At 50.0% G+C, this 25043-nt stretch carries 34 protein-coding genes; 4 read left to right on the top strand and 30 right to left on the bottom strand.

Annotated features, from left to right (window positions below):
* Positions 1–9: 9 nt before the first annotated feature.
* The 4 genes from BM030_RS12460 to BM030_RS12445 are packed head-to-tail and all read left to right on the top strand — an operon-like array spanning position 10 to position 5197.
* Complete coding sequence (locus BM030_RS12460) at positions 10–1551, top strand: DUF4843 domain-containing protein (RefSeq protein ID WP_090973930.1); 1542 nt, start codon at positions 10–12, stop codon at positions 1549–1551.
* 28 nt (positions 1552–1579) lie between these two features.
* Entirely contained in the window at positions 1580–2689 is a 1110-nt protein-coding gene (locus BM030_RS12455; RefSeq protein WP_170845722.1) for a serine hydrolase domain-containing protein, read from the top strand.
* Positions 2690–2699: 10 nt separating this feature from the next.
* A complete protein-coding gene (locus BM030_RS12450; RefSeq protein WP_090973928.1) occupies positions 2700–3746 on the top strand; it encodes a dipeptide epimerase in 1047 nt (348 codons plus the stop codon).
* A 29-nt stretch (positions 3747–3775) separates the two neighbouring features.
* Entirely contained in the window at positions 3776–5197 is a 1422-nt protein-coding gene (locus BM030_RS12445) for a serine hydrolase domain-containing protein (RefSeq protein ID WP_090973927.1), read from the top strand.
* An 81-nt stretch (positions 5198–5278) separates the two neighbouring features.
* On the opposite strand, the gene BM030_RS12440 is transcribed toward BM030_RS12445, so the two are convergent.
* From BM030_RS12440 to rpsC, 30 genes are all read right to left on the bottom strand, one after another.
* Entirely contained in the window at positions 5279–5599 is a 321-nt protein-coding gene (locus tag BM030_RS12440) for a heavy metal-binding domain-containing protein (RefSeq protein ID WP_090973926.1), read from the bottom strand.
* 41 nt (positions 5600–5640) lie between these two features.
* Positions 5641–8040 carry a TonB-dependent receptor gene (locus BM030_RS12435; RefSeq protein WP_090973925.1) on the bottom strand — a complete coding sequence of 800 codons (2400 nt, stop codon included), beginning with the start codon at positions 8038–8040 and terminating at the stop codon, positions 5641–5643.
* A 142-nt stretch (positions 8041–8182) separates the two neighbouring features.
* Positions 8183–9253, bottom strand: coding sequence for a M20 family metallo-hydrolase (locus BM030_RS12430; RefSeq protein ID WP_090973924.1), 1071 nt, complete (start codon positions 9251–9253; stop codon positions 8183–8185).
* The gene (gene proC / locus BM030_RS12425) at positions 9246–10049 is read right to left on the bottom strand and encodes a pyrroline-5-carboxylate reductase (RefSeq protein WP_090973923.1); all 804 of its coding nucleotides are present in this window, start codon (positions 10047–10049) and stop codon (positions 9246–9248) included. Before proC ends, BM030_RS12430 begins: the two co-directional genes overlap by 8 nt.
* A gap of 20 nt (positions 10050–10069) precedes the next feature.
* Complete coding sequence (gene argB / locus BM030_RS12420; protein WP_397235777.1) at positions 10070–10858, bottom strand: acetylglutamate kinase; 789 nt, start codon at positions 10856–10858, stop codon at positions 10070–10072.
* Positions 10859–10861: 3 nt separating this feature from the next.
* On the bottom strand, positions 10862–11836 hold the full coding sequence (locus tag BM030_RS12415) for a Rossmann-fold NAD(P)-binding domain-containing protein (RefSeq protein ID WP_090973921.1): 975 nt from the start codon (positions 11834–11836) through the stop codon (positions 10862–10864).
* Positions 11837–11869: 33 nt separating this feature from the next.
* Positions 11870–13006 carry an aspartate aminotransferase family protein gene (locus BM030_RS12410; RefSeq protein ID WP_090973920.1) on the bottom strand — a complete coding sequence of 379 codons (1137 nt, stop codon included), beginning with the start codon at positions 13004–13006 and terminating at the stop codon, positions 11870–11872.
* A gap of 97 nt (positions 13007–13103) precedes the next feature.
* Positions 13104–13700, bottom strand: coding sequence for a 50S ribosomal protein L17 (gene rplQ / locus BM030_RS12405; protein ID WP_090973919.1), 597 nt, complete (start codon positions 13698–13700; stop codon positions 13104–13106).
* Positions 13701–13776: 76 nt separating this feature from the next.
* Positions 13777–14769 (bottom strand): DNA-directed RNA polymerase subunit alpha, encoded by a 993-nt coding sequence (locus BM030_RS12400; protein WP_090973918.1) that lies wholly within the window; start codon positions 14767–14769, stop codon positions 13777–13779.
* An 83-nt stretch (positions 14770–14852) separates the two neighbouring features.
* Positions 14853–15461 (bottom strand): 30S ribosomal protein S4, encoded by a 609-nt coding sequence (rpsD, locus tag BM030_RS12395; RefSeq protein WP_090973917.1) that lies wholly within the window; start codon positions 15459–15461, stop codon positions 14853–14855.
* An 80-nt stretch (positions 15462–15541) separates the two neighbouring features.
* Positions 15542–15931, bottom strand: a complete 390-nt coding sequence (gene rpsK / locus BM030_RS12390) for a 30S ribosomal protein S11 (RefSeq protein ID WP_090973916.1) — start codon at positions 15929–15931, stop codon at positions 15542–15544.
* Positions 15932–15949: 18 nt separating this feature from the next.
* On the bottom strand, positions 15950–16327 hold the full coding sequence (gene rpsM / locus BM030_RS12385) for a 30S ribosomal protein S13 (RefSeq protein WP_090973915.1): 378 nt from the start codon (positions 16325–16327) through the stop codon (positions 15950–15952).
* A 15-nt stretch (positions 16328–16342) separates the two neighbouring features.
* Positions 16343–16459, bottom strand: coding sequence for a 50S ribosomal protein L36 (gene rpmJ / locus BM030_RS12380; protein ID WP_038702005.1), 117 nt, complete (start codon positions 16457–16459; stop codon positions 16343–16345).
* 50 nt (positions 16460–16509) lie between these two features.
* On the bottom strand, positions 16510–16728 hold the full coding sequence (infA, locus tag BM030_RS12375) for a translation initiation factor IF-1 (protein ID WP_013665023.1): 219 nt from the start codon (positions 16726–16728) through the stop codon (positions 16510–16512).
* A 72-nt stretch (positions 16729–16800) separates the two neighbouring features.
* Positions 16801–17586, bottom strand: coding sequence for a type I methionyl aminopeptidase (gene map, locus BM030_RS12370; RefSeq protein ID WP_090973914.1), 786 nt, complete (start codon positions 17584–17586; stop codon positions 16801–16803).
* 7 nt (positions 17587–17593) lie between these two features.
* Positions 17594–18928: a preprotein translocase subunit SecY gene (gene secY, locus BM030_RS12365; protein WP_090973913.1), complete on the bottom strand. Its 1335-nt coding sequence runs from the start codon at positions 18926–18928 to the stop codon at positions 17594–17596.
* Between the two features lie 3 nt (positions 18929–18931).
* Positions 18932–19378, bottom strand: coding sequence for a 50S ribosomal protein L15 (gene rplO, locus BM030_RS12360; protein ID WP_090973912.1), 447 nt, complete (start codon positions 19376–19378; stop codon positions 18932–18934).
* A gap of 63 nt (positions 19379–19441) precedes the next feature.
* On the bottom strand, positions 19442–19621 hold the full coding sequence (rpmD, locus tag BM030_RS12355; RefSeq protein ID WP_090973911.1) for a 50S ribosomal protein L30: 180 nt from the start codon (positions 19619–19621) through the stop codon (positions 19442–19444).
* Between the two features lie 6 nt (positions 19622–19627).
* The gene (rpsE, locus tag BM030_RS12350; protein WP_090973910.1) at positions 19628–20146 is read right to left on the bottom strand and encodes a 30S ribosomal protein S5; all 519 of its coding nucleotides are present in this window, start codon (positions 20144–20146) and stop codon (positions 19628–19630) included.
* Positions 20147–20157: 11 nt separating this feature from the next.
* Complete coding sequence (rplR, locus tag BM030_RS12345; RefSeq protein ID WP_090973909.1) at positions 20158–20511, bottom strand: 50S ribosomal protein L18; 354 nt, start codon at positions 20509–20511, stop codon at positions 20158–20160.
* Between the two features lie 9 nt (positions 20512–20520).
* Positions 20521–21078 carry a 50S ribosomal protein L6 gene (gene rplF, locus BM030_RS12340; protein ID WP_090973908.1) on the bottom strand — a complete coding sequence of 186 codons (558 nt, stop codon included), beginning with the start codon at positions 21076–21078 and terminating at the stop codon, positions 20521–20523.
* An 18-nt stretch (positions 21079–21096) separates the two neighbouring features.
* Positions 21097–21495, bottom strand: coding sequence for a 30S ribosomal protein S8 (gene rpsH / locus BM030_RS12335; RefSeq protein ID WP_090973907.1), 399 nt, complete (start codon positions 21493–21495; stop codon positions 21097–21099).
* 132 nt (positions 21496–21627) lie between these two features.
* Positions 21628–21897 carry a 30S ribosomal protein S14 gene (rpsN, locus tag BM030_RS12330; RefSeq protein WP_090973906.1) on the bottom strand — a complete coding sequence of 90 codons (270 nt, stop codon included), beginning with the start codon at positions 21895–21897 and terminating at the stop codon, positions 21628–21630.
* Positions 21890–22462: a 50S ribosomal protein L5 gene (rplE, locus tag BM030_RS12325; RefSeq protein WP_090973905.1), complete on the bottom strand. Its 573-nt coding sequence runs from the start codon at positions 22460–22462 to the stop codon at positions 21890–21892. The genes rpsN and rplE overlap by 8 nt, the downstream gene beginning before the upstream one ends.
* The gene (gene rplX, locus BM030_RS12320; protein WP_090973904.1) at positions 22462–22812 is read right to left on the bottom strand and encodes a 50S ribosomal protein L24; all 351 of its coding nucleotides are present in this window, start codon (positions 22810–22812) and stop codon (positions 22462–22464) included. Before rplX ends, rplE begins: the two co-directional genes overlap by 1 nt.
* A gap of 2 nt (positions 22813–22814) precedes the next feature.
* Positions 22815–23183, bottom strand: coding sequence for a 50S ribosomal protein L14 (gene rplN, locus BM030_RS12315; protein ID WP_090973903.1), 369 nt, complete (start codon positions 23181–23183; stop codon positions 22815–22817).
* A 1-nt stretch (position 23184) separates the two neighbouring features.
* Complete coding sequence (gene rpsQ / locus BM030_RS12310; protein ID WP_079714792.1) at positions 23185–23439, bottom strand: 30S ribosomal protein S17; 255 nt, start codon at positions 23437–23439, stop codon at positions 23185–23187.
* A 14-nt stretch (positions 23440–23453) separates the two neighbouring features.
* Positions 23454–23690: a 50S ribosomal protein L29 gene (gene rpmC / locus BM030_RS12305; RefSeq protein ID WP_090973902.1), complete on the bottom strand. Its 237-nt coding sequence runs from the start codon at positions 23688–23690 to the stop codon at positions 23454–23456.
* 91 nt (positions 23691–23781) lie between these two features.
* The gene (rplP, locus tag BM030_RS12300; RefSeq protein WP_090973901.1) at positions 23782–24198 is read right to left on the bottom strand and encodes a 50S ribosomal protein L16; all 417 of its coding nucleotides are present in this window, start codon (positions 24196–24198) and stop codon (positions 23782–23784) included.
* Between the two features lie 40 nt (positions 24199–24238).
* Positions 24239–25033 carry a 30S ribosomal protein S3 gene (gene rpsC / locus BM030_RS12295; RefSeq protein WP_090973900.1) on the bottom strand — a complete coding sequence of 265 codons (795 nt, stop codon included), beginning with the start codon at positions 25031–25033 and terminating at the stop codon, positions 24239–24241.
* Between the last annotated feature and the right edge of the window lie 10 nt (positions 25034–25043).

Below are 25043 nucleotides of genomic sequence, written 5' to 3'. Positions count from 1 at the left end.
ATTAAAGCAATGAGTACATCAAAATATATGATAAACAGCCTGCGCAACATCTTCCTTCTCGGAATGATGAGCCTCCTTTCGGGCTGCTTCAAAGATTTTAAAGAAGAATACCTGTTTACCGACTTCATGGTCGAGTTTGACGCCGCAACCTGGGAGAGCCGGGCACCCGGGAAGCCCTACCCCATATTGGGGCCACTGGCCAAAGGAAGCGGCATACATACTTATCAAGTAAACCTAATCGGACGCCCCAAGGACACAGATCAGGAAGTACGTTACCGGGTGGTGGCCGAAGAAACAACCGCTATTGAAGGGGTACATTTCCGCTTGGCCGATGCCGGTACCTTTACCATCGGTGCTAACCAAACCACCGGTTCGGTAGCTATTGAGGTGCTCGACTTTCCGTCAGCGCCCGGCGCGGATACCGTAGTGCTGGAATTAGTGGGTAGCGATGTGGTCCGGGTAAGCGAAAACTACAAACAACTGGGTTTGACCATCTCGCTCACCGGTCCGCCCAGCGAATCCCATCCCCTGCATGAGCAACTCGGACCGGAAAGCTTCTTCAACAGCATCTACCTGGACCCGCTGAACCTTGCCCTACCCAGTGACATCCAAAACCGATTAGCACAGTCTGCAGCCAACCTCGCAGCTTTTGCCGACGGCACTCGAAGGTTACAGAACATGTACCTCTATTTCGATACACAGGACATCGTCCGGGTGGTGGCCCAATACTATGGCGGCGGCGGAAATAGCCTGACGGCCGGACCGGTAGCCATCTGGACTTATAAAATGGTGCTTAATGCACAGGGAGAGGGCAAGTTGGAATTTCAGGAAGCCAATGGAAATGGCAATACACAGCGCGCTAATTTCGCACCGATACTTGCTGATTACCTTGAGCAACATACCTTTCGCGTGGATTGGATGGATCCGGGAACCATCACACCCCCAGAAGGGCGTCAGTTGGGTGGACTATTTCGTACCGACGATCCTTCCTCTTTCCTGTTTGGCACGTTGGAATCACTGAATGCTACCGGAACAATAAGGCCATTGCCCCAAGCACCATCAGTGCATGACATGTTCAATAACGGGCAGGGAGGCTATTATACCACCTTGTTGATCGATCCGGAAGACGCCGTACAGTCATCAGCCTTCCGTACGCGCTGGCAGGAAGGCAAAACCCATATTGCCGGTTTACAAGGGAGGCAGTTGCATCAGCTCATGCTCTATTTCAACCCGGCTTTTAATTTCCAGGATGTACGCTTTGCCACATTCTACCTTTCGGCCGCGGGTGGACGGTTCATCGGACAGGTCCGCTGCCAGTTCCGTGTGGATACCGACGGTACGGTACAGTCTTTTGAATTTATCTTCCAAGATGGCAATGGCAGCGCAACACGGGCTCCGCATATTATGGATAACTTCCTTATGGCAGAACAGTTTACGATGAGCCGTTCAGGTGACCGCGTGCGCTTCACCAGCGTGGCCGACCCGGAAGTATACTTCGAAGGGGAACTGGGAAACCGACCACTGAACGTCAACGAGTTTTGGCCTGAATAAACTAAAAAACATGGATATCAAAGAGCTAATGAAAATGAGATTGTTCACCGTGCTTACGGTGGCATTCATCTGCGGATGTTCGAAAAGTGACGATGGCCCCGCTGCACCGCCCGAACAGACCGACATGGAGAAAGTAGATGACCTGGTATACCGCTACATGAGCCAGCATGCGGTACCGGGCGCAACTTTGGCCGTGTCAAAAGACGGGAAGCTGGTGTATGCCAAAGCGTATGGTTTTGCCGATAGGGAAACCGCCGAACGGATGACCACTGACACGCGCTCACGCATATCCAGTATCTCCAAGAGCGTGACGGCCATTGCAATCATGAAACTGTATGAAGCGGGTAAGCTTGGACTTGACGATAAAATCTTCGGCACCGATGGCATCCTGGGTGACGACTTCGGTTCGGTCAGACCTTATCGGAGCTACATTACCGACCTGACCGTCAAGCACTGCCTTTCGCATCACGTAGGCGGGTGGGGCAATACAAGTAATGACCCCACCGGTATGCGAAATGAACTGGATGCGCCGCAGTTGATTTCATATATCATCGATAATGTGCCGCTGAGTTCGCCGCCGGGCACCAGTTATGCTTACTCCAATGTTGGATTCATGATCCTTGGCCGAGTCATCGAAAAAATTAGCCAGAAACCGTACGAACAGTTTGTGAAGGATGAAATACTGGAACCGTTGGGCATCACCAGCATGGAGATAGGCGGCAATACACTCAGCGACCGGAAACCTAACGAGTCGCGGTATCACCAGGCCTCGGCCTATACACAAAATTTCGCTCGGCGGGATGCCAATGGCGGCTGGATCGCAACAGCGACGGATTTGACGAGATTGTTTGTCCATGTTGATGGCTTCCCGTCTGTACCGGACATTCTTCAGAGCAGCACCATACAAACGATGACGAGCCCGCCGTTTAGTCACACCGGTTACGCATTGGGATTCATGGTACAAGGGAGCACTTGGTATCACGGGGGATCCTTTTCCGGAAGCCGCAGCCATTTCGTACGTACCGGAACAGGGATGATCGCCGCTATCTTGGTAAACAACAATGCCACCCAATTAGATGCTTTATTGAATAATATCATCAATGCACCGGTCACATGGCCGGACAATGACTTATTTTAGATTAAACCATATGCTAACATTAGCTTTCAAACCCTATACACTACAGTTGAAGCACGTATTCAGGATAGCCCGTGGATCGAGAAGTACGGCCCCACTGATGCTTATCCGGCTAAGCTACGAAGGTGCACATGGATACGGAGAAGCTTCCATGCCTCCGCTATACGGCGAATCGCATGCCTCCGCACACGAATTCCTGTCGCGCCTCAACCTTTCCCAATTCAGCGATCCGTTTGATACAGAAAGTATCCTTTCGTATGTGGACGGAATCGCCCCAGGGAATCCGGCAGCCAAAGCTGCTGTAGACATCGCCCTGCATGACCTTATTGGCAAGCTGTTGGGCATACCAGCACACCACTATTTCGGATTAACCGCCGCACAACGGCCCACTTCAATGACTATCGGTATCGACAGCCCCGAAAAGATGGCCGACCGCGCCCGAGCATTTACTTCCTTCAAGTACCTTAAAATCAAACTGGGTACGGAAAACGACAGGGCGATGATCAATGCCATCCGGCAGGTGAGCTCGCAGCCCTTTTTCATCGATGCCAATCAAGGATGGACCGATCGCCATGAAGCATTAGATACCATCCACTGGCTGGAAGAAGCCGGCGCAGTGTTCATCGAACAACCTATGCCAAAAGAAGACAAAGCCGCTAACGCATGGCTCAGCGCGCGTAGCCCGCTTCCTATCGTGGGCGACGAAGGAGTGCAGCGGCTTTGCGACCTGAAAGAAGCATCGGGTATTTACCATGGCATTAACATTAAGCTGATGAAGTGTACGGGACTGCGGGAGGGCTTTAAGATGGCGGTTACCGCAAAAGCGCTCGGCATGAAGGTCATGCTGGGTTGTATGTCAGAAACGAGCTGTGCCATATCCGCCGCCTCCCAGCTAAGTGCGCTGGCCGATTGGATAGACTTAGACGGCAACTTGGATGCGGTAAACGACCCTTATACAGGAACAGTAGTAGACAATGGGCTGCTGACGTTGTCCTCCAGTCCCGGAATAGGCCTGGAACCCGCCAACTGGGAGGCCTTGGAAACTGTTAACATATACTAAAGTAAACTCAATTAAACCACATACTCAAAATGAACCGAACTTTTTATTCAATAGGGATAGCATTGGCCATTGCCCTTCAGACCATCTGCATGGCCATACTCGCACAACCGCTGGCAACCGATACGGTGGCGAAGCTAGATGCCTACTTTGCGCACCACAATACCCGTACACCGGGAGCTTCCGTGACCATCAGCAGGCGGGGTGAAATCATCTACCATCGTCATTTCGGGATGGCCGACCTGGAACACGGGATACCGGTAACCGACAGCACCCGGTTTGAGGCCGGCTCCGTTTCGAAACAATTTACCGCCACAGCCGTGCTGCTACTGGCTCATGAGGGGAAGGTATCACTTGACGACGAAGTGAGAAAATATATTCCGGAATTACCCGACTACGGCCAGCCGATCACCATCCGGCATCTATTGAATCACACCAGCGGACTAAAGGATTGGGGATCCATAGCAGCCATCGGTGGTTGGCCGCGGGGCAGCCGCGTGTATACCAATGATATCGCCCTCGACTACATCGTTCGCCAACCCGATCTCAATCACCCGCCGGGCGAAGAGTACCTGTACAGCAACTCCAACTACACGCTGCTTACCATCCTCTTGGAGCGGGTGTCGGGGCAATCCTTGGCGGCCTTCACCGAAGAGCGGTTTTTCAAGCCGCTGGGAATGACACAAACCTTATGGCGCACTGACTTCAGGGAGATAGTTCCCGGCAGGGCCATCGGCTACCAACAAGGAAGCGGTGCATACCTCATGGATATGCCGTTCGAAAACACCTATGGACATGCAGCATTGCTGACGACCACGCGCGATCTTGACCGCTGGAACACCAGCTGGGGTCGTGCTCACTTCGACGAGTCGCTGCTAGCTTTGCGCACAGCGCGCGGCATCCTTAACAATGGCGATACCATTGACTACGCTGGCGGGGTGCGCATTGGCGATCAAGGCACTAAACGTGTTGTACACCACAGCGGAGCAACCGCGGGTTACCGCGCCTGGCTCTCCTATTTTCCCGGCGAAGACCTTTCTATCGTATACCTCAGCAACGATGCCGGTGCAAAAACAACAGCCACCGGCAGGGGACTGGCGGCCGTGTTTGTCGGCGACGATACAAGCGACGGTGCTACCACAGCAGCCCAGTCCGACGGCCAGGATGACCAGCCGTCTTACCAACCCGATCCCGACTTATTGAAGGATTTCTCGGGACAGTATACCAGTGAAGCAGCAGACGGCAGGCTTACCATCAACATGGCTGGAGATCGACTGCAGGCCACTAAATTTCCACATACGCGCAAACACACGCTGATACCCACTGGGCCAGACCATTTCATAGGCCGGGGGTTAGGTAGCATCCGGTTCGCACGTGATGATAATGGCCACGTGACAGGGCTGTATGTCACGGTCGATCGCGCAAGAAACGTATGGTTTAAAAAGGTATATTGATATTTGGGCCGCTTGGCTGGCGCTCCGGAACCGGTTTGAACATTTGGGCGTTCGGGTAAGGAACGAGTGCTTTTAAACCTGTTACTCAATGACTACCGCGGTGCCGCTGGCAGTTACCATCAGCATACTGCCACCGCTGCCTACCGTTTCATAATCGAGATCCACCCCGACTACGGCGTTGGCTCCCAACGAGGCTGCATACTGCTGCATCTCATAGACCGCTGTTTCTTTGGCTTCACGCAGGACCTTTTCATAGGAACCTGAGCGCCCCCCTACAATATCCCGTAAGCCGGCAAAGATATCCCTGAAGAAATTGGCGCCAATAATCGTTTCGCCGCTTACCAGTCCGATGTACCGGGTAATCTTTTTCCCTTCAACCTGAGGTGTTGTCGTAATCAGCATAATCGTGGTTTTTACTGTTGGATGCTGTTGGGGGAAAAAAGTTACAGCCCCCTTTTGCTGGTTCCAGCATTCATAAAGCGGTAGCTCAGGCCCAACCGGTAATTCCGTGTGCGAAGCACACGGTCATTCTCCTGAAAGTAAGTGGCCCCCGAAGCTGTTATGCCATCAATATACTCCATCGTATTCTGGTCGGTGAACGGATCGGTAGCCATCAGGCGTACCAGCAGTCTGTTATTCAAAAATGCTTTCCGCACACCGAAATCAGCAGTGGCCGTACTCCTTCTCCTACCCTGTGACAACATCCGGTCGGTATAGGTAATACGGCACTCAGCCGAAATACGTTTGGGCAATGAAAAGCTGGCCCCGATATTACCCCGCCGGTTCCATCCCGTTCGATGTTCCACAAGGGCCGCCGGGGAGTGATAATCCACCCTTGAAATCAACGCGCCCCAATTCAATGTTAAGTTTTTGCCCTGTTTATAGCTACCCACGAGGTTAAGGGTCAGCTCATTGCGTGATGCCAGGTTCAAAAAAGTTACACTGTCTGCACTGATACGGAACCGTTCGATGAGATCACCTGTAGCGGCGTAGCTCAACCTGGGCGTAAAAGACCATTGCTTCGTCGCCACGCCATAACTCAGTTGGTACCGATGGCTAAACGCCGGTCGGAGTCCGGGATTTCCGAAGCTCACATTGGCTGGATTAGTATCGTTGATAAGTGGATTGAGCATGTGCTCCCGGGGGCGCATCAGCCGCATGCTGTAACTCAACCCGAAGCGGTGCTTTTTAGCCACAACCTTATTTATTGACAGGTTCGGAAAAAAATTCACATACGGCCGAATGTCGGCATGCTCGTCCAAGCGTTCTGTCAACGTGAGGTATGTGCCCTCGGCTCGTAGCCCGGCTCTGAACGACCACCGGGTTTGAGTACGCAATTGATAGCTCGCATAGGTAGCGTATATCGTTTCACGATACCTAAACCGGTTGGAAAGGGCGGCATTCACCGCGTCCATTCCCAGCGCATAATCATACACCGTGACAGACTGGTTATTGTCATTACTGGCAAAGGATCCCTGTGCGCCGAAACTGACGGTCGACCACTGTCCCACACTACGTCGATAGTCGATGTTCATTTCCAGCCGATTATTGCCAATCAGGTTACCCATGTACTGGTTAAACGGATCTACTTCCGTTCCATTGGCCCGTTCAATCTCCCGTAGAATAGCGCGGTCTTGCTGCCTGCTATTGCTGAAAGCAACGAGCCCAGCCTCCAACCGCTCATTCTTCCCACGGAGCTTCGCGGTATATTGGGCGTTAATCTTATAATTCAGCCCTTTCACGCCCCTATCGTTCCGTTGTGTCCGAAACTCCCGCTGCACACCTTCGGCATTCAACCGATAATCGTCCATATCAGCCAGCGATGTCTGGTTTGTTGCATTCACATTGGCCATTACCGTGAGGTTCTGATTAGATGTCGCATCCCAATCTATTGAGGTATTCAGGTTATGCCCCTGCTGGTGGTTACGATCGGCAGACCATTGATCAATAAACGAATTCGGCGTATCTTCCCCGGCGCTGAAATTACGGCGGGATACAGCGGCTGTTGTCACGCGAGTACCATACCTGTATCCATAGCCGGTATTGATCGAAAGGCTGTCTCCACGGTAGGCAACGTAGGTACTGCCATTATAATTATTTAGGGTACCGGCTGTCACCGATGCCGACCCGGTGAGCCCGAGTTTGATCCCCTTTTTCAACACGATATTGATAATGCCATCTCCGTCCGCAGCATAGCGTACATCGGGGTTTGTCACCACTTCCACTTTGGCAATCATATCGGCGGGTAATACGTTCATCAAATCGGCGATTGTCTCCGCCGTGAAGTCCGCAGGTTTGCCATTGATGAAGATACGGGTATTCAACATACCGGCTATCGTCGGGTTCCCGTCAATATCCACATCCACCATCGGTACGCTTTTCAGCATATCGCTGGCGGCACTGCCTTCAGCCATCATGCTTTGGGAAGCATTGAACGTGATTGTATCGGCGCCAAACTCCACCATCGGCGGATCGGGAGTAATGACCACTTCATCCAGTTTATTCTGCACAGCATCCAGGAAAACCTCACCTAAATCGGCAGTCCGTTTGCTGGCACTGATTAAAATCGGGTTAAGTGTTCGTGTGCTATAGCCAATACTGGATAGCTGGATGGTATATTCACCAAAGGGCAGGGCATCAAAAACGAACACCCCATTCCCATCGGATTTAGCGCGCTGCTGGCTTTCCCGCAGGCTCGCGGTTACTCCTTCAATCACCTGCCCCGTCTGCCTGTCTTTCACGACACCCTGTAGCTGTCCGGCATGTTGCCCATAGACGGGAGCCAAGACCACCGCGGTTATGGCGGCCACGGTGAATAAGCGGTAAAAAACGTAAATCTTCATCTTCGTCAGCGCTCGGGGCGCCGTCCGTTGTTTGTTCTCGTATCTGTATCTGGTTGGTTCTTAACAAGAACCGGTAACGTAAACGATGTGTTAACGCTACCCAAAAATAGAAAAAGATAAAGACTTTCGCTCGCCAACAGGATTATTTTTTAGGAATCACCACCTTTTCCAATATCGCGATATACAATGCGACCCCTTCCCGGATTTCATCCACATAGATAAACTCATCAGCCATATGCGAACGGGCGGAGTCGCCCGGCCCCAGCTTCAGCGACGGGATGTCCAGCAACGCCTGGTCGCTTGTTGTGGGCGACCCATAGGTGGTGCGTCCCAGCGCGATGCCGGCTTGTACCACAGGGTGATCTTTGGGAATGGACGAGGGTTTGAGCCTTACCGAACGGGGTTTGACTTCACAGTTAACATGCTGGCGGATGATATCCAGCACTTCTTCATTACGGTAAGCGTCCGTTACACGGATATCCACCACAAACTCGCATGTGGCGGGCACCACATTGTGCTGCGATCCGGCATGGATAACCGTAACGCTCATCTTAATCGGACCGAATTCTTCCGACTCTTTCGGAAAACGGTAGCTGATGAACCACTCAATGTCTTTAAGTGCTTTGTAAATAGCGTTGTCGCCCTCTTCGCGGGCGGCATGGCCGGCCTTACCATGGGCTATGCAATCGAGCACCATCAACCCCCGCTCAGCCACGGCCAGCTGCATCAACGTGGGTTCACCAACAATGGCAAAGTCCAAGGGCCCCAGATCGGGAATCACCAGCTCCAATCCATTGGTGCCTGAGATCTCTTCCTCAGCGGTGGCAGCAAGGCAGAAATTATACTGTAACCCCTCAGCCGCATAGAAATGCAAAAAGGTAGCAATCAGCGAAACGAGGCATCCACCGGCATCGTTACTGCCCAAACCGTATAATTTACCGTCTTCGATATCTGGCGAAAACGGATTGCGCGTATACCCCGTATTGGGTTTCACCGTGTCGTGGTGAGAATTAAGCAAGATTGTCGGTTTTGACGGATCGAAAAACTTATTATATGCCCATACATTGTTCAACTTACGATACGTACGTACGCCACGCTGTTGCAGGAATCGCTCAATGGCATCACCCGTTTGGTTTTCTTCCTTACTGAAAGAAGGGATACGGATGAGATCGCGCAGTAGTACGGTACTATCCTGTACGAGTTTATCAATCATTATACAATCCTCCGGCTTTGCGTGCGGACAGCTTGATACCCTTAATAAACGCCGAACTGAAACCATTATGCTCCATTTCGTTCAGTCCGGCGATGGTACAACCCTTGGGAGAAGTCACTTTGTCTATCTCGCCTTCTGGGTGACTTTGCGTTTGCAGGAGCAGGTCGGCTGCTCCTTTCGCCGTCTGCACCGCCATCTTCAGCGCGTCATGTGCATGGAAGCCGATCTCGACCCCGCCCTGTGAGGCGGCACGGATAGCGCGGAGGAAAAAGGCGATTCCGCAGGCACAGAGGGCGGTTGCGGAAGTCATCAAGTCTTCATTGATGGTGACTACAGCGCCGACGGTTTCAAACATCCGGGTCACGCGATCCACCTGCTCATCGGATGCATTGTCTGATGCCACGCAGGTCATCGACTGGCCGATAGCAATCGCTGTATTAGGCATGGCGCGGATTACCTGTACATTATTACCGAGCTTTTCACGTACATCTGCACAGGTCACACCTGAGACCACTGACACCACAATCTGTTTCTCAGGTGACACGGCCGGAGCGATTTCGTCGAGCACCTTCTTTAACTGCTGAGGCAGTACGGCCAGCACGATGACATTGGCATCGTAAATGGCTACCTTATTATTGTCACTCACTTTGAATCCTTTGGCGGCCTCTTCGCTGAGTGACTTGAGGCTCCTCCGTGTGAGTGTGATATCTTCAGCCTTGCAATATGCCTTATTGACAAGACCCTTGGCCAATGACAGGCCAATATTCCCGCTTCCAATAATAGTTATCTTGTTCATGTTGTCAATTTATAATTAAGTTACTTTATCAGCCGGGTACCAAACCGTTGTTCGCGGAGGAGAAGCAGGTCATCTGCATGGCCGATGCATACTTCATCCACGCCTTTGGCAATAGCTTCAAACGCATTGTGCAGTTTCGGAATCATACCGTCGGCAACAATACCTGAGGTTTTAAGCGCTTCAAATTCGGCAGTCCGGATTTCTGGTATGGCTGAAGTTTCGTCGTTGACGTCCCGGAGTACGCCACGCTTCTCGAAACAATATACTAATGAAGTCTGATACCGCGACGCGAGCGCTACCGCCAATGCCGAAGCAATGGTATCTGCATTGGTATTAAGCAGCTGTCCGTTTCCATCATGGGTAATGGCGGAAAAAACAGGGGTAAACCCAGCTCCTATCAATGCCCCAATGGCATCCGCATCCACCGAATTAGGCAAGATATCACCCACATACCCATAATCAATTGCCGCTACCGGCCGCTTTATGGCTTTAATGGTATTGCCATCGGCTCCGCTCAGGCCGATGGCATTGCATCCGTTGGCCTGCAAACCGGCTACTACCTGCTTATTCGTCAGTCCGGCGTATACCATGGTCACCACCCGTAGCATGGCCTCATCGGTAATACGCCTTCCTTCTACCATCGTGGCCGTGATACCTAAATCCGAAGCCATGCGTGTGGCTATCTTCCCACCGCCATGCACCAGTATCTTATTGCCCCGCAGCACCGCAAAATGCGCCAGAAAGCGCCCCAACGCTTCCGGGTGGTCGATGATATTTCCGCCTATTTTAATAACCCACAGTTTCGACATCATTTAAACGTTATGGGTTAATTGCTCCAGCATCCGTTTTAATACCGCCTGTGCCGCCCATACGCGGTTGGCCGCTTCCTCGATGACCAGCGCCTGCGGACCGTCGAGCACCTCGCTTGCCAATTCCACGTCACGGCGTACGGGCAAGCAGTGCATTACCTTAGCGCCATTGGTGGTGCCAAGTACCGAATTATCAATCATCCAGGGCGCCGTTACTGGAAGAATTTTTCCATAGTCGGAATAAGAAGACCAGTTTTTTACGTATACGAAGTCGGCACCGGTTAATGCCTCATCAAGCGAATGCGTGATGGCCGCGCCGTTGGTAAACTCCTCCGCCAATTCGTATCCTTGCGGATGCGCGATGGTGAAATCAACCAAGCCTTCCGCCTGCGCCCTGCACATCCATTCGGAAAAAGAATTAGGCACGGCCTGCGGCAGGGCTTTTACATGAGGGGCCCATGCCAACACCACTTTAGGTTTGCTCACCCCCTGCCAATGCTCCCGGATGGTAACCAAATCCGTTAAGCTCTGCAACGGGTGGCGTGTAGCACTCTCGAGGCTGACCACAGGCACGCCGCAGTACCGCATAAACTTCTTGAATAAATCTTCGCTGTAATCCTCCTCACGGTCTTGCAGCTTCGGAAACGAACGCATACCCAGAATATCGCAGTACCGTCCCATGACTGCCGCAGCCTCACGGATATGCTCTACCGTACTCCCCGCCATGGCGACGCCATCCTTCGTTTCGAGTGCCCACCCGTCTTTATCCATGTTCATCACCATGACGTCCATCCCCAGGTTAATTGCGGCCTTCTGCGTACTCAAGCGTGTACGTAAGCTCGGATTAAGAAACACCAAGCCCAAGGTCTTCCGTCTCCCCAAGTGCTCATATCCGAAAGGGTTGCTTTTCAGCTCGAGCGCTTCGGCTACGATACTGGGCAGATCCTCAACATCCGCTACTGAAAAAAATTGCTTCATGTGTATATCGAAAATCGTAAATTACACTATACGCTAAACATCCTTCAACCGTTCTTCCAATGCTTCCAAGAAACGATCGGCATGGTTTTTCGTTATGCTCAATGCCGGAAGCAACCGGATTACATTAGGCTTGGCTTCGCCTGTGAAGATACGGTTTTTGGCCAACAAATCCTTTCTAACCACTGCCAGCTCCTCCGGCAGATCAATACCGATCATCAGGCCCCTCCCACGCACTTCCCGGATGCGGTCAAATTTACGTAATTCATCGGTGAGATAAGCACCGATAGCAGCAGCATTTCCCATCAGGTCTTCCTTATCCATCACTTCCAATACCGCCAAGGCGGCGGCACAAGCCAGGTGATTACCCCCAAATGTAGTTCCGAGCATACCGTATGACGGCTTTATAGCCGGCGATATGGCGATAGCCCCGATGGGGAACCCGTTCCCCATCCCCTTCGCCATGCTGTAAATGTCGGCATGTACACCCGCATGGTCATGCGAATAAAAGCGGCCTGTACGTCCGTACCCGCATTGCACGGAATCGGCCACGAACACCGCTCCGTACTGGGTAGTCAGTTCACGGATTCTCCGCAGAAACGCATCGGACGCCACCTGTATACCGCCTACGCCCTGTATTCCTTCGATGATGACGGCACAGATGTCCCCGCCTTGTTCGCTGAAGACCTGCTCCAACGCCGCCACATCGTTATGAGGCAAGAAGATCACATTGTCTGTCCGGTTTACCGGAGCAATAATCTTGGGATTATCGGTAGCGGCAACCGCAAGCGACGTCCGCCCGTGGAAAGCCCCTTTAAACGCGACGATCTTCTTCCGGCCGTTATGAAACGACGCCAGTTTCAGCGCGTTCTCGTTTGCTTCCGCACCTGAATTGCACAGAAACAGCTGGTAATTATCCTTCCCAGACACACGCCCCAGCAGATCAGCCAGCTGCTGCTGTAAGGGGATCTCAACGGAGTTGGAATAGAACCCTATCCGGTTCAGTTGATCAGTCAGTCGCTTTACGTAGTGGGGATGTGTATGGCCAATGGAAATGACCGCGTGGCCTCCATACAAATCAAGGTATTCATTTCCCTGGGCATCCCATACAGTACTTCCCTGGGCGCTGGTTATGGTTATCGGATTAATCGGATAAACGTCGAATAAGTTCATGCTCAATAGATGGTTAACGTGATAATGACACAATAAAAAAACCCGTTTTTCGTAAACAAAAAACGGGTTTGAACTCTTTACACTTTCGCGAAGCTGCTTAGTCTTCCTTCTTTTCCTCTTTCGGAGTCTCTTCCGTTTCTGGAGCCTGTTCTTCGGCTGCCTCAGCAACCGGCTCGTCCGGTGTTTCAGGAGCTTCAACTGTTGCTGTCTCTACGGGCGTTGCTGATGCTGCTTCCACAGCGTTCTCAGCAGCAGCACCTGCTCCGGACTTCTTCTTGCCACCGCGTCGTCGCGTACTCTTCCGCTCGGTAGCGGCTCCATCTTTCTTGTAAACCTCGTTATAATCCACCAGCTCGATGAACGCCATCTCTGCGTTATCACCCAAACGGTTCTCTAACTTGATGATGCGCGTATAACCTCCGGGGCGGCTGGCTACTTTCTCCGAAATTTCACGGAAAAGGATGGTCACAGCCTCCTTATCTTGAAGATAACTGAAAACGGTACGGCGCGAATGCGTCGTGTCGTTCTTCGATTTGGTGATCAGGGGCTCCACATACTGACGCAAAGCCTTGGCTTTAGCCAATGTCGTAGTGATGCGCTTGTGTTTGATCAGCGAAGTGGCCATGTTCGACAACATCGCTTTACGATGACTTGCTGTGCGGCCTAAATGATTAATTTTCTTTCCGTGTCTCATTGTTGGTGTTTAATTTGTGCATACCGTCTCCGTACCATCGGAGGGAATTATGCAACAGGTCGCTAACTTATATATATTATTCTTCGTCGAGCTTGTATTTGGCTAAATTCATCCCAAATGACAAGCCTTTTGATTTTACTAACTCCTGAATTTCGCTCAGGGATTTCTTGCCGAAATTCCGGAACTTAAGCATGTCGGCCACATCATACGTTACCAATTCGGCAAGCGTGCGGATATCGGCAGCCTTCAAGCAGTTGAGGGCACGTACCGACAAATCCAAATCAACCAGCTCGGTTTTAAGGATTTTACGCATATGCAGGATTTCCTCATCCACCACCTTCGTTTCCTCTTTAGCCTGTGATTCAAGCAGCATATTTTCATCAGAAAACAGCATAAAGTGCTGAATCAAAATCTTTGCTGCCTCTTTCAACGCGTCTTCGGGATGAACGGAGCCATCGGTCGAAATATCCAATAACAATTTCTCGTAGTCGGTTTTTTGTTCCACCCGATAGTTTTCGATGGTATATTTCACGTTCTTGATGGGCGTAAAGATAGCGTCCACGGCGATCAGGCCCACAGGCCCATCGGGCACCTTGTTTTCCTCGGCATTGACATAGCCGCGTCCCTTGCCAACGTTGAGTTCAATTTCCAACGTTACGGTACTCTCCATATTACAGATCACCAGGTCGGGATTCAACACGGTGAAGTTATTGGAAAAACTGGTAATATCGCCGGCGGTCAATTGATCCTGGCCATTCACTACCATAAAGATCTTCTCCGAATCGCCCATTTCCCCGGTTTTCTTGAAACGCACCTGTTTCAAGTTCAAGATAATCTCCGTCACGTCTTCCACAACGCCTTTGATGGTGGAAAACTCATGAGATACCCCGGAAAAACGAACCGACGTAATTGCATATCCTTCCAGCGAGGACAATAGAATACGGCGTAAAGCATTACCGATGGTCACACCGAAACCCGGTTCCAATGGCCGAAACTCAAACGTGCCATCGAAATCCGTGGATTTCTGCATGATAACTTTATCAGGTCTTTGAAATGCTAAGATTGCCATGTAGTTACTCTTAATGTTTGTTTACAAAATTTGCTATACAGCAGGAAGAGCATCCGCCATAGGCGATGCTTTTCCCGTGTTACTTATTTGGAGTACAGCTCGACGATTAAGTTTTCCTTGATATTCTCAGGAATCTCAGTACGTTCCGGATAATTGAGAAACTTGCCGGTCAAGTTGTTTGCATCCCATTCCAGCCAGCTAAATTTATTGATTTTCCGGCCGGCAACAGTGTTAGTAATGGCTTCGAGGGATTTCGAGCGTTCGCGCACAGCCACAACATCGCCCGGGCGTAAGCTGTATGAAGGGATATTCACCACTTCACCGTTTACGGTGATGTGTTTATGTCCAACCAATTGGCGGGCAGCCGACCGTGTAGGCGCGATACCCAGCCGATAAACCGTGTTATCCAAACGGGCTTCCAATAATTTCAGGAACACCTCTCCGGTGATGCCGTGTTTTGAAGAGGCCTTTTCAAACAAATTGGCAAACTGGCGTTCCAATACCCCATAGGTATATTTCGCCTTCTGCTTTTCCAACAGTTGCACAGCATATTCTGATTGCTTGCCCCTGCGTTTTGAAGCCCCATGCTGCCCCGGAGGATAATTTTTCCGCTCTAATGCTTTGTCAGGCCCGAAAATAGGTTCCCTGAATTTACGGGCAATTTTGGACTTTGGTCCTGTATATCTCGCCATATAATTGTTGGTTTTAAAGTATCATTCAGCCTATAGCTGAAGAATCTTAGCTTTAAAATAGTGTGTATATAATTCCGTTCTTAAACCCTTCTGCGTTTCGGAGGGCGGCATCCGTTGTGCGGCAACGGGGTAATATCTTTAATGGCCGTAACTTCGATACCGGAATTGGCCAACGTCCGGATAGCGGATTCCCTTCCGGCTCCCGGGCCTTTCACAAAAACCTCCACTTTACGCAATCCCAGGTCATGGGCTACCTTGCCACAATCAGCCGCCGCTTGAGAAGCCGCATAAGGCGTGTTCTTCTTGGAACCCTTAAAGCCCATCTTGCCTGCACTTGACCAAGAAATTGTCTGTCCTTGGTTATTGGTAAGCGTAATGATGATATTATTGAAAGTAGCGTTAATGTGTGCCTGACCAACCGGTTCGATGGCAACAATGCGCTTCTTGCTGACTTTTTTAGTTTTTGCCATTGTAATTCTTCTCAATTATTATTTAGTAGCCTTTTTCTTATTTGCAACAGTCTTGCGTTTCCCTTTGCGTGTACGCGAGTTGTTTTTGGTACGCTGGCCGCGAACTGGCAAATGCTTACGATGGCGAAGGCCGCGGTAACAGCCGATATCCATCAGACGCTTGATATTCAACTGAACCTCGGAACGGAGCGCTCCTTCAACTTTGATCTCTTCGTTGATGATGTTCCGGATAGCACCTAATTGGTCATCATCCCAATCCTGTACCTTTACATTGTAATCGATACCAGCCTTATCCAAAATGCGCTGGGCAGTGGAGCGACCAATCCCGTAAATGTATGTGAGACCAATCTCCCCTCTCTTGTTTTTAGGTAAATCTATACCTGCGATCCTTGCCATATGCTTATTACGATTTTATCCCTGACGTTGTTTGTACTTAGGGTTTTTCTTATTGATTACAAATACCTTGCCTTTGCGACGGATAATCTTGCAATCCGCACTACGCTTTTTAATGGATGCTCTGACTTTCATGATCTTCTATATTGTCCCCAACAGGGCTCTACTTTCTTACGTTAGCTATCTTATTTATATCGATATGTTATTCTTCCCTTTGTCAAATCATAGGGCGACATCTCCAGTTTTACCCGGTCACCGGGCAAAATCTTGATATAATGCATGCGCATCTTACCCGATATATGGGCTATAATTTCATGCCCGTTTTCCAGCTCAACGCGAAACATCGCGTTTGAAAGCGCTTCTTTTATGACTCCGTCCTGCTCAATGGAAGCCTGTTTCGCCATATAGTCTTGATTATTATCTAATTATACCCCTGCACAAACAGGGTTGCAAAGATAAGCAAAAAAAACTGAATGTCAACCCTTTTTACCTAAAACTTCTTCAATATATGAAAAAGTGGTCAAAATCTCAGCTTCCCCTTTGTGTACCGCCACCATATGTTCATAATGTGCAGACGGTTTCCCATCAACCGTACTGACCGTCCATCCGTCGTCCCAGAATTTCACACCGGCTTTACCTTGGTTGATCATCGGTTCGATACAGATTACCAGCCCTTCCTCCAGTTTCGGACCCGAGCCGCGCTTACCATAGTTCGGCACCTCCGGCTTCTCATGGAGCTGGAATCCAACTCCATGACCAACGAGTTCCCGGACAATACCATAACCATATCGGGTAACGTGTTCCTGTACTGCGTAGGCAATATCACCTACGCGCTTACCCGCCACGGCTTGTTTAATTCCCAGTTCCAACGACTCGCGTGTTACGCGTAACAGCTGCTTCACATCTTCGGCAACCTCACCCACCATAAATGTGTAGGCCGAATCACTGATGTAACCATTGAGATCAACCCCGCCATCGACAGACACGATATCGCCTTCACGCAGCTCATAGCTACTCGGGATTCCGTGCACCACCTGATCGTTGACCGAAATACATAATGAGTTGGGAAAACCGTTATAATTCAAAAAGGCCGGACGCCCACCGTGATCCTGAATATACTCGAAAGCTAAATTATCCAGGGACAAGGTTGTAATACCGGGCCGAATCTCCCTGGCAATCTCACCAAGCAACTGCGAAAGCACTGTAGCAGACTTCCGCAGTTGTTCAATGTCTTCGGCCGACTTGTAATTTACTTTTGACATGCCCCAATTAAATGACCGACGGGGTGGAACCGGAAGCCACGGGAGTACGTCCCTTTATCCGCCCTGTTTTCATCAATCCGTCATAATGGCGCATCAACAGGTGACTTTCTATTTGCTGCAGGGTATCCAATACCACTCCCACCAGAATCAACAGTGAGGTTCCGCCATAAAAGTGCGCAAACTGGTTGTTCACCCCAAACAAGCTCGCGATAGCAGGTAGGATAGCAATAACCGCCAAAAATACCGCTCCCGGCAGGGTTATCTTTGATATCACACTGTCTATATAAAAGTTCGTAGCCTGTCCCGGTTTCACGCCGGGAATAAAGCCACCGTTCTTTTTCATGTCTTCCGACATTTGCTGGGGGTTAACCATAATGGCCGTATAAAAAAAAGTAAACGCGATGATCAATATCGCAAACGTTACGTTATACGCCACCGAGGTATAGTTGCTCAACGATGTCAGGAACGGTGATTGCAGATTCGGGAAAAACTGACTTAAGCTCATCGGCACAAACATGATGGCTTGGGCGAAAATGATAGGCATAACTCCGGCCGCATTAACCTTAAGCGGGATATATTGCCGAACACCCCCGTACTGCTTATTGCCGACTATCTTCTTTGCATACTGAACCGGAATCTTGCGGACGCCCTGCACAATAAGTATCGTGAATATCACCACAAAGAACAACGCAATGAACTCCAGCAGCAAAGGAATTGGTCCTCCCCCGCCGGTACTCATCCGCGAAAACCACTCAGCGGTAATGCCACTGGGCAATTGCGCAATGATCCCGACCATGATAATCAAGGAAATACCATTTCCGATGCCCTTGTCGGTAATCTTCTCGCCGAGCCACATCACGAACAATGTGCCCGCGGTAAGCACGAACGCCGCCAGTATGGTGAACATCGGGTCGTCAATTGTTTTGGCTCCGCTATCAATCTGCGTACGCACGTATGCAATGGATTGAACCAGGGTAATGGCCAATGTCAGGTAGCGGGTTATCTGGTTCATTTTCTTCCGCCCGCTCTCGCCTTCCTTCTGCAGTTTCTGGAAATAAGGCACGGCAATTCCCAGCAATTGCACCACAATGGACGCCGAAATATAGGGCATTACGCCCAGTGCAAATATTGCTGAACGGGAAAAAGACCCACCGGCAAACATGTCCAACAAGCCCAGCAACCCCTCTTTTGCCTCATGCTGGAGTGCAGCAGGGTTGACTCCGGGCAGCACGATATGGCACCCAATGCGATAGACCAACAGGAATAAGAGCGTATTCAGAATACGCGTCCTCAAATCGTCGATCTTCCAAATATTGGTTAAGGTTGTGATTAGCTTCTTCATGTATTAAAGTTTTACAATCGAGCCTCCCGCTGCTTCAATCGACTTCTGTGCTGTGGAAGAAAAGGCATGTGCTTTTACTTCGATCTTTGACGTCAGTTCTCCCCGGCCCAAGATCTTCACCAAATCATTCTTGGAAACCAGCCCATGCGACCGCAGCGTATCGAAATCGATAGCGGTTAGGTTGTATTTTTCGACCAATCCCTGCAACACGTCCAGGTTAATGCCCACATACTCGACCCGGTTAGGGTTTTTGAAACCGAATTTCGGAACACGCCGCTGCAATGGCATCTGCCCGCCCTCGAAACCGATTTTAGTGCTATGGCCGGAACGCGACTGAGCACCCTTGTGCCCACGGGTAGACGTTCCCCCACGGCCTGAACCTTGTCCACGTCCGATACGTTTCTTGCTTTTTACTGATCCCGTTGCCGGTTTTAGATTACCTAAGTTCATCTTGAAATTACTATTATGTTGCACCTTCGCTTTCACTAAACAGGTTACAACGATTAAACGTATTTATACTTGCTCTATTGCCACAAGGTGGTTTACCTTACGGATCATACCGATGATTGCCGGTGTTGCTTCCACTTCTACGGTATGGTTAATCTTGCGCAACCCCAATGCCTGCATGGTACGCTTCTGGCGCTCGCTGCGGTCGATTACGCTTTTTATCTGGGTAATTTTGATCTTTGCCATGATACTCTATCCGTTAAATACCTTATTCAAATCAACACCGCGTTGTTGTGCTACGGTATAGGCGTCGCGCATTTTCAGCAACGCATCGATGGTGGCTTTAACCACATTGTGCGGATTAGATGACCCAAGTGACTTCGCCAATACGTCTGTTACACCGGCGCTTTCCAACACGGCACGCATCGCGCCGCCGGCCAACACGCCTGTACCATGCACGGCGGGCTTAATCAAGACCTGGCCACCTGAATACTTACCGTACTGTTCATGCGGTACGGTACCTTTGATAACCGGTACCTTGATCAGATTTTTCTTAGCGTCATCGATGCCTTTGGTGATCGCTTCGGTCACTTCCTTCGCTTTGCCCAATCCGTATCCTACCACGCCGTTCTCGTCACCCACCACAACGATGGCCGAAAAACTGAATGTACGCCCTCCCTTGGTTACTTTGGCCACACGCTGGATGCTAACCAAGCGATCTTTCAATTCGATTTCGCTCGATTTTACTCTTTTTATATTACTTAATGACATGTTATCGATGATTAAAAATCCAAACCGGCTTCGCGGGCTCCCTCGGCCAATGATTTCACGCGGCCATGATACAGATACCCATTGCGGTCAAAAACTACTTTACTAATCCCTGCAGCCAACGCCTTCTCCGCAATCAGTTTGCCCACAGCTTTAGACTGTTCGACCTTATTGCCTGACACCGAGAAATCCTTCGCCTGCGATGACGCCGACACCAAGGTCACTCCCGACTGGTCATCAATCACCTGGGCATAGATCCCCTTATTACTCCTGTATACAGACAAACGCGGACGCTCCGGTGATCCGGAAACACGTTTCCTAATCCCTTTTTTAATACGCTCTCTACGCGATACTTTAGTTCCTGCCATGATCAACTCCTATTTTTTAGCCGCAGATTTGCCTGCTTTCCGGCGTAATTGCTCGCCAACAAATTTAATACCTTTTCCTTTATATGGCTCCGGTGCACGCAATGAACGGATCTTTGCGGCTACCTGCCCCAGCAACTGCTTATCGATAGATTCCAATATAATGGTCGGATTCTTTCCCTTCTCGGCAGTGGTGGTGGCCTTTATCTCCTTGGGCAAAATCATTACCACTTGGTGTGAAAAGCCCAGCGTAAGTTCCAGCGTACTGCCCTGGGCATTCGCCCGATAACCTACACCGACCAGCTCCTGAACGGTTTTATACCCTTCTGTCACCCCGATTACCATGTTGTTAAGCAATGCGCGGTACAAGCCATGAAGCGCCTTATGCCGCTTTTGATCTGTTGGCCGCTTTACGAGCAACTGGCCATCCTCTTGAGATACAATAATATCCTGGTCTACTTGCTGTGTTAATTCACCTTTGGGGCCCTTCACCGTTACCAGGTTCTTGTCTGATACCGTAATCGTCACACCCGTAGGGATGGCGATGGGCGCTTTTCCAATTCTTGACATCTTGTGCGTTCCTCCTGATTAATATACGTAACATAAAACTTCGCCACCGACATTCAGAAGGCGCGCTTCCTTGTCTGTCATTACCCCCTTAGACGTGGATAGGATGGCAATTCCTAAACCGTTTAACACACGGGGCATGCTATCTACGCCTGCATACTTCCTCAGACCGGGTTTACTCACACGTGTCAAGGTACGGATAGCCGAAACTTTGCTTACAGGATGGTACTTCAAGGCTATTTTTATGGTGCCTTGCACGGTATCATCGTCAAACTTGTAATTGGCAATGTAACCTTTGTCAAAGAGTACCTTGGTAATCTCCTTTTTAAGGTTCGATGCAGGAATTTCTACAACCCTGTGGTTGGCCTTAATGGCATTCCTTACTCTGGTAAGGTAATCCGCTATTGGATCTGTATTCATTAATTATGATGCATTATGATAACGGTTTCCCTTAGCCACCCTGGCCTTAGGACCTTTTATCGGTTAAAAATTCTAATATATGCTTGGCGCACCGCTACGCCGGTCACCGACCACCGGTCACCAACCACCAATCTACCAAGACGCTTTCTTCACTCCCGGGATCTTTCCGGCCAGGGCCATCTCACGGAACGTAACCCGTGAAATACCGAACTGGCGCATGTAGCCCCTGGGGCGTCCGGTGAGCTTGCAACGGTTGTGCAAGCGAACAGGCGAAGCATTCTTCGGCAACTTGTCCAATGCCGCGTAATCTCCGGCAGCCTTCAGTGCTGCACGTTTCTCCGCATATTTCGCCACCAATTTGGCCCGCTTAATCTCACGTGCCTTAATTCCTTCTTTAGCCATTATTCGTCGTATTATTTTGATTCTTGAATGGTAATCCGAACTCCTTCAGCAATTCCAATGCCTCAACATCGGTTTCGGCACTCGTTACAAACGTAATGTCCATCCCTTGAATCTTATTGATTTTATCGATATCGATTTCAGGGAAGATAATCTGTTCCGTGATACCCAGCGTATAGTTTCCACGTCCGTCAAAACCTTTATCGTTGATACCGCGGAAATCACGGATACGGGGAAGTGCTACTGCAATCAGGCGATCCAGGAACTCATACATCTTGTTGTCGCGCAGCGTCACCTTCACACCGATAGGCATGCCCTTACGGAGTTTAAAATTTGAAACGTCCTTTTTAGACTTGGTAGCCACCGCTTTCTGTCCGGTTATCAACGTCATTTCATTGATGGCGTTGTCAATCAGTTTCTTGTCGGCGGTAGCCGCACCGATACCCTGGCTCAACGCGATCTTCTCCAACCGCGGAACCTGCATGACGCTTTTATATTGGAATTTATCTTTCAGCGCAGTACGAATCTCTTCGTTGTACTTTGCTTTCAATCTTGGTACGTAAGTCATTAGTCAATCACCTCCCCTGATTTTTTCGCTACGCGAACGATTTTCTTCTTGCCGTTTACTTCAACTACTTTCCGTCCTACACGGGTAGGCTTACCTGTTTTCGGATCGATCAGCGCCAGATTGGAAATATGGATAGAAGCCTCTTTTTCGATAATCCCGCCGTTGGGGTTGGCAGCACTCGGTTTCGTATGCTTCTTTACCATATTGACTCCCTCTACAATAGCGCGATTCTCGGCTATCTGCACTTCCAACACCTTGCCCTGTGCACCTTTGGAGTTGCCAGAAATGACCTTCACCAAATCTCCGGTACGGATCTTAAGCTTATGCGTTGTTGTCTTTGTCTGTCCCATAATTATAATACCTCCGGTGCTAATGATACGATTTTCATGAACTGCTTTTCACGCAATTCCCGAGCTACGGGGCCGAAGATACGTGTTCCGCGGGGTTCATCCTGATTGTTCAACAATACGGCAGCATTGTCATCGAAGCGGATATAAGAGCCGTCTTTACGGCGAATCTCCTTTTTCGTCCTTACGACCACTGCTTTGGTTACCGTTCCTTTTTTGACGTTTCCAGAAGGCAAAGCACTTTTTACGGTTACAACGATTTTATCACCGATAGAAGCGTAACGCTTGCCGGTACCGCCCAAAACACGGATAACTAACACCTCTTTAGCTCCGCTATTGTCGGCTACATTGAGTCTTGATTCCTGTTGTACCATGTTACTTAGCCCTTTCTAAAATTTCTACTAACCGCCAATTTTTCGTTTTGCTCAGCGGACGCGTTTCCATGATCAACACCGTATCGCCGATACCGCACGTGTTGTTCTCGTCATGAGCCTTGAATTTGGTAGTCTTTTTCACAAACTTTCCATAAATCGGGTGCTTCACCTTACGTTCAACAGCCACCACAATGGACTTGTCCATCTTATTACTTACTACCAAGCCGATCCTTGTTTTTCTTAAATTTCTTTCCATTTCGACTTTGATTTTTATGCCTCAGCGGCTGTTTCGGTTGTTGTTTGCGCAGCGGCTTGTTCGGCCTTTCTCCGTTTGGTCAGCTCCGTCATCAGACGAGCGATGGTTTTGCGCGTGTATTTAATCCGATTTGGATTTTCTATCGCTGAAACAGCATGTGCAAATTTCAATTTGGTGAGTGCAACTTTCTCCTCTGCGATCTTAGCCACCAAATCTTCCGTTGACAATTCTACGATTTCTGAATTTTTCATTTTCTGTTATTTGTAAAGCTGGATACTTGCTAAAGGCACTTGTTGGTAACGGCAACAAGCCCGGCTGCATGCAGCGCCAACATCTTTATGCTTATACGTAATCCCTACGTATCACAAACTTGGTTTGTACCGGTAACTTCTGAGCGGCAAGACGCAAAGCTTCCTTAGCCACTTCCAGGGGAACCCCTTCGGCTTCAAATAGCATCCGGCCGGGGCGCACCACGGCCACCCAGTATTCCGGTGCACCTTTACCTTTACCCATCCGAACTTCAGCGGGTTTCTTGGTTACTGGCTTATCAGGAAAAATGCGGATCCAGACCTGCCCTTCCCGTTTCATATAGCGGGTCACCGCAATACGGGCCGCTTCGATTTGGCGGCTGGTAATCCACGCCGGTTCCATCGACTTAATGCCGAACGAACCGAAAGCCAACTCCGACCCGCGGGTAGCATTGCCTTTCATCCGGCCTTTCTGCATCTTCCTGAACTTTGTTCTTTTTGGCTGTAACATGTTCGTATCTTGTTAATGCGTTGCTTAATCTATCTTATCGTTAACCCCTGCTTCCTCCGCGGTTTCCACCACGGCGGTCGCCGCCACGACGGTCGCCGCCACCACGGCGCTGGTCGCCACCGCCACGGCGTTCGCGGCGCGGTTCACCGCCACCTTCTCCACGTGTTTTCACTCCGGACATCTGCCCTACATTAGGCGACAGGTCACGCCGGCCATATACTTCGCCTTTGCAAATCCACACTTTCACGCCGATTTTGCCGTACGTCGTCAGCGCTTCTACCAACGCATAGTCGATATCCGCACGGAACGTGTGCAAAGGTATACGTCCTTCTTTGTATTGTTCGGTCCGTGCCATTTCGGCTCCCCCAAGGCGTCCGGAACACATCACCTTGATGCCCTCTGCCCCCATGCGCATGGTAGCAGCAATAGCTGTCTTCATGGCCCGGCGGAACGAGATACGTGCTTCAAGCTGTTTCGCAATGCCTTCGGCAACCAACTGAGCTTCCAACTCGGGCCGTTTTATCTCAAAAATGTTGATCTGAACGTCCTTTTTGGTCAGCTTCTTTAATTCCTCTTTAATCTTGTCAACCTCCTGGCCACCTTTACCGATAACAATCCCTGGACGGGCGGTATGAATAGTAACCGTAATGCGCTTCAACGTACGTTCGATAACCACTTTGGCCACGCCGCCCTTAGCGATACGGACAGACAGGTATTTCCGGATTTTTTCGTCTTCAACTAATTTATCGGAATAGTTCTTGCCTCCGAACCAATTGGAATCCCAACCTTTGATGATTCCTAATCTGTTACCTATTGGATTTGCTTTTTGTCCCATTATTGATAAA

The sequence above is a fragment of the Parapedobacter composti genome (genome assembly GCF_900112315.1).
In the GTDB taxonomy this organism is placed as follows: domain Bacteria; phylum Bacteroidota; class Bacteroidia; order Sphingobacteriales; family Sphingobacteriaceae; genus Parapedobacter; species Parapedobacter composti.
The sequence above is the reverse complement of the archived record's forward strand: the minus strand, read 5'-3'. Positions and strand labels throughout refer to the sequence as shown.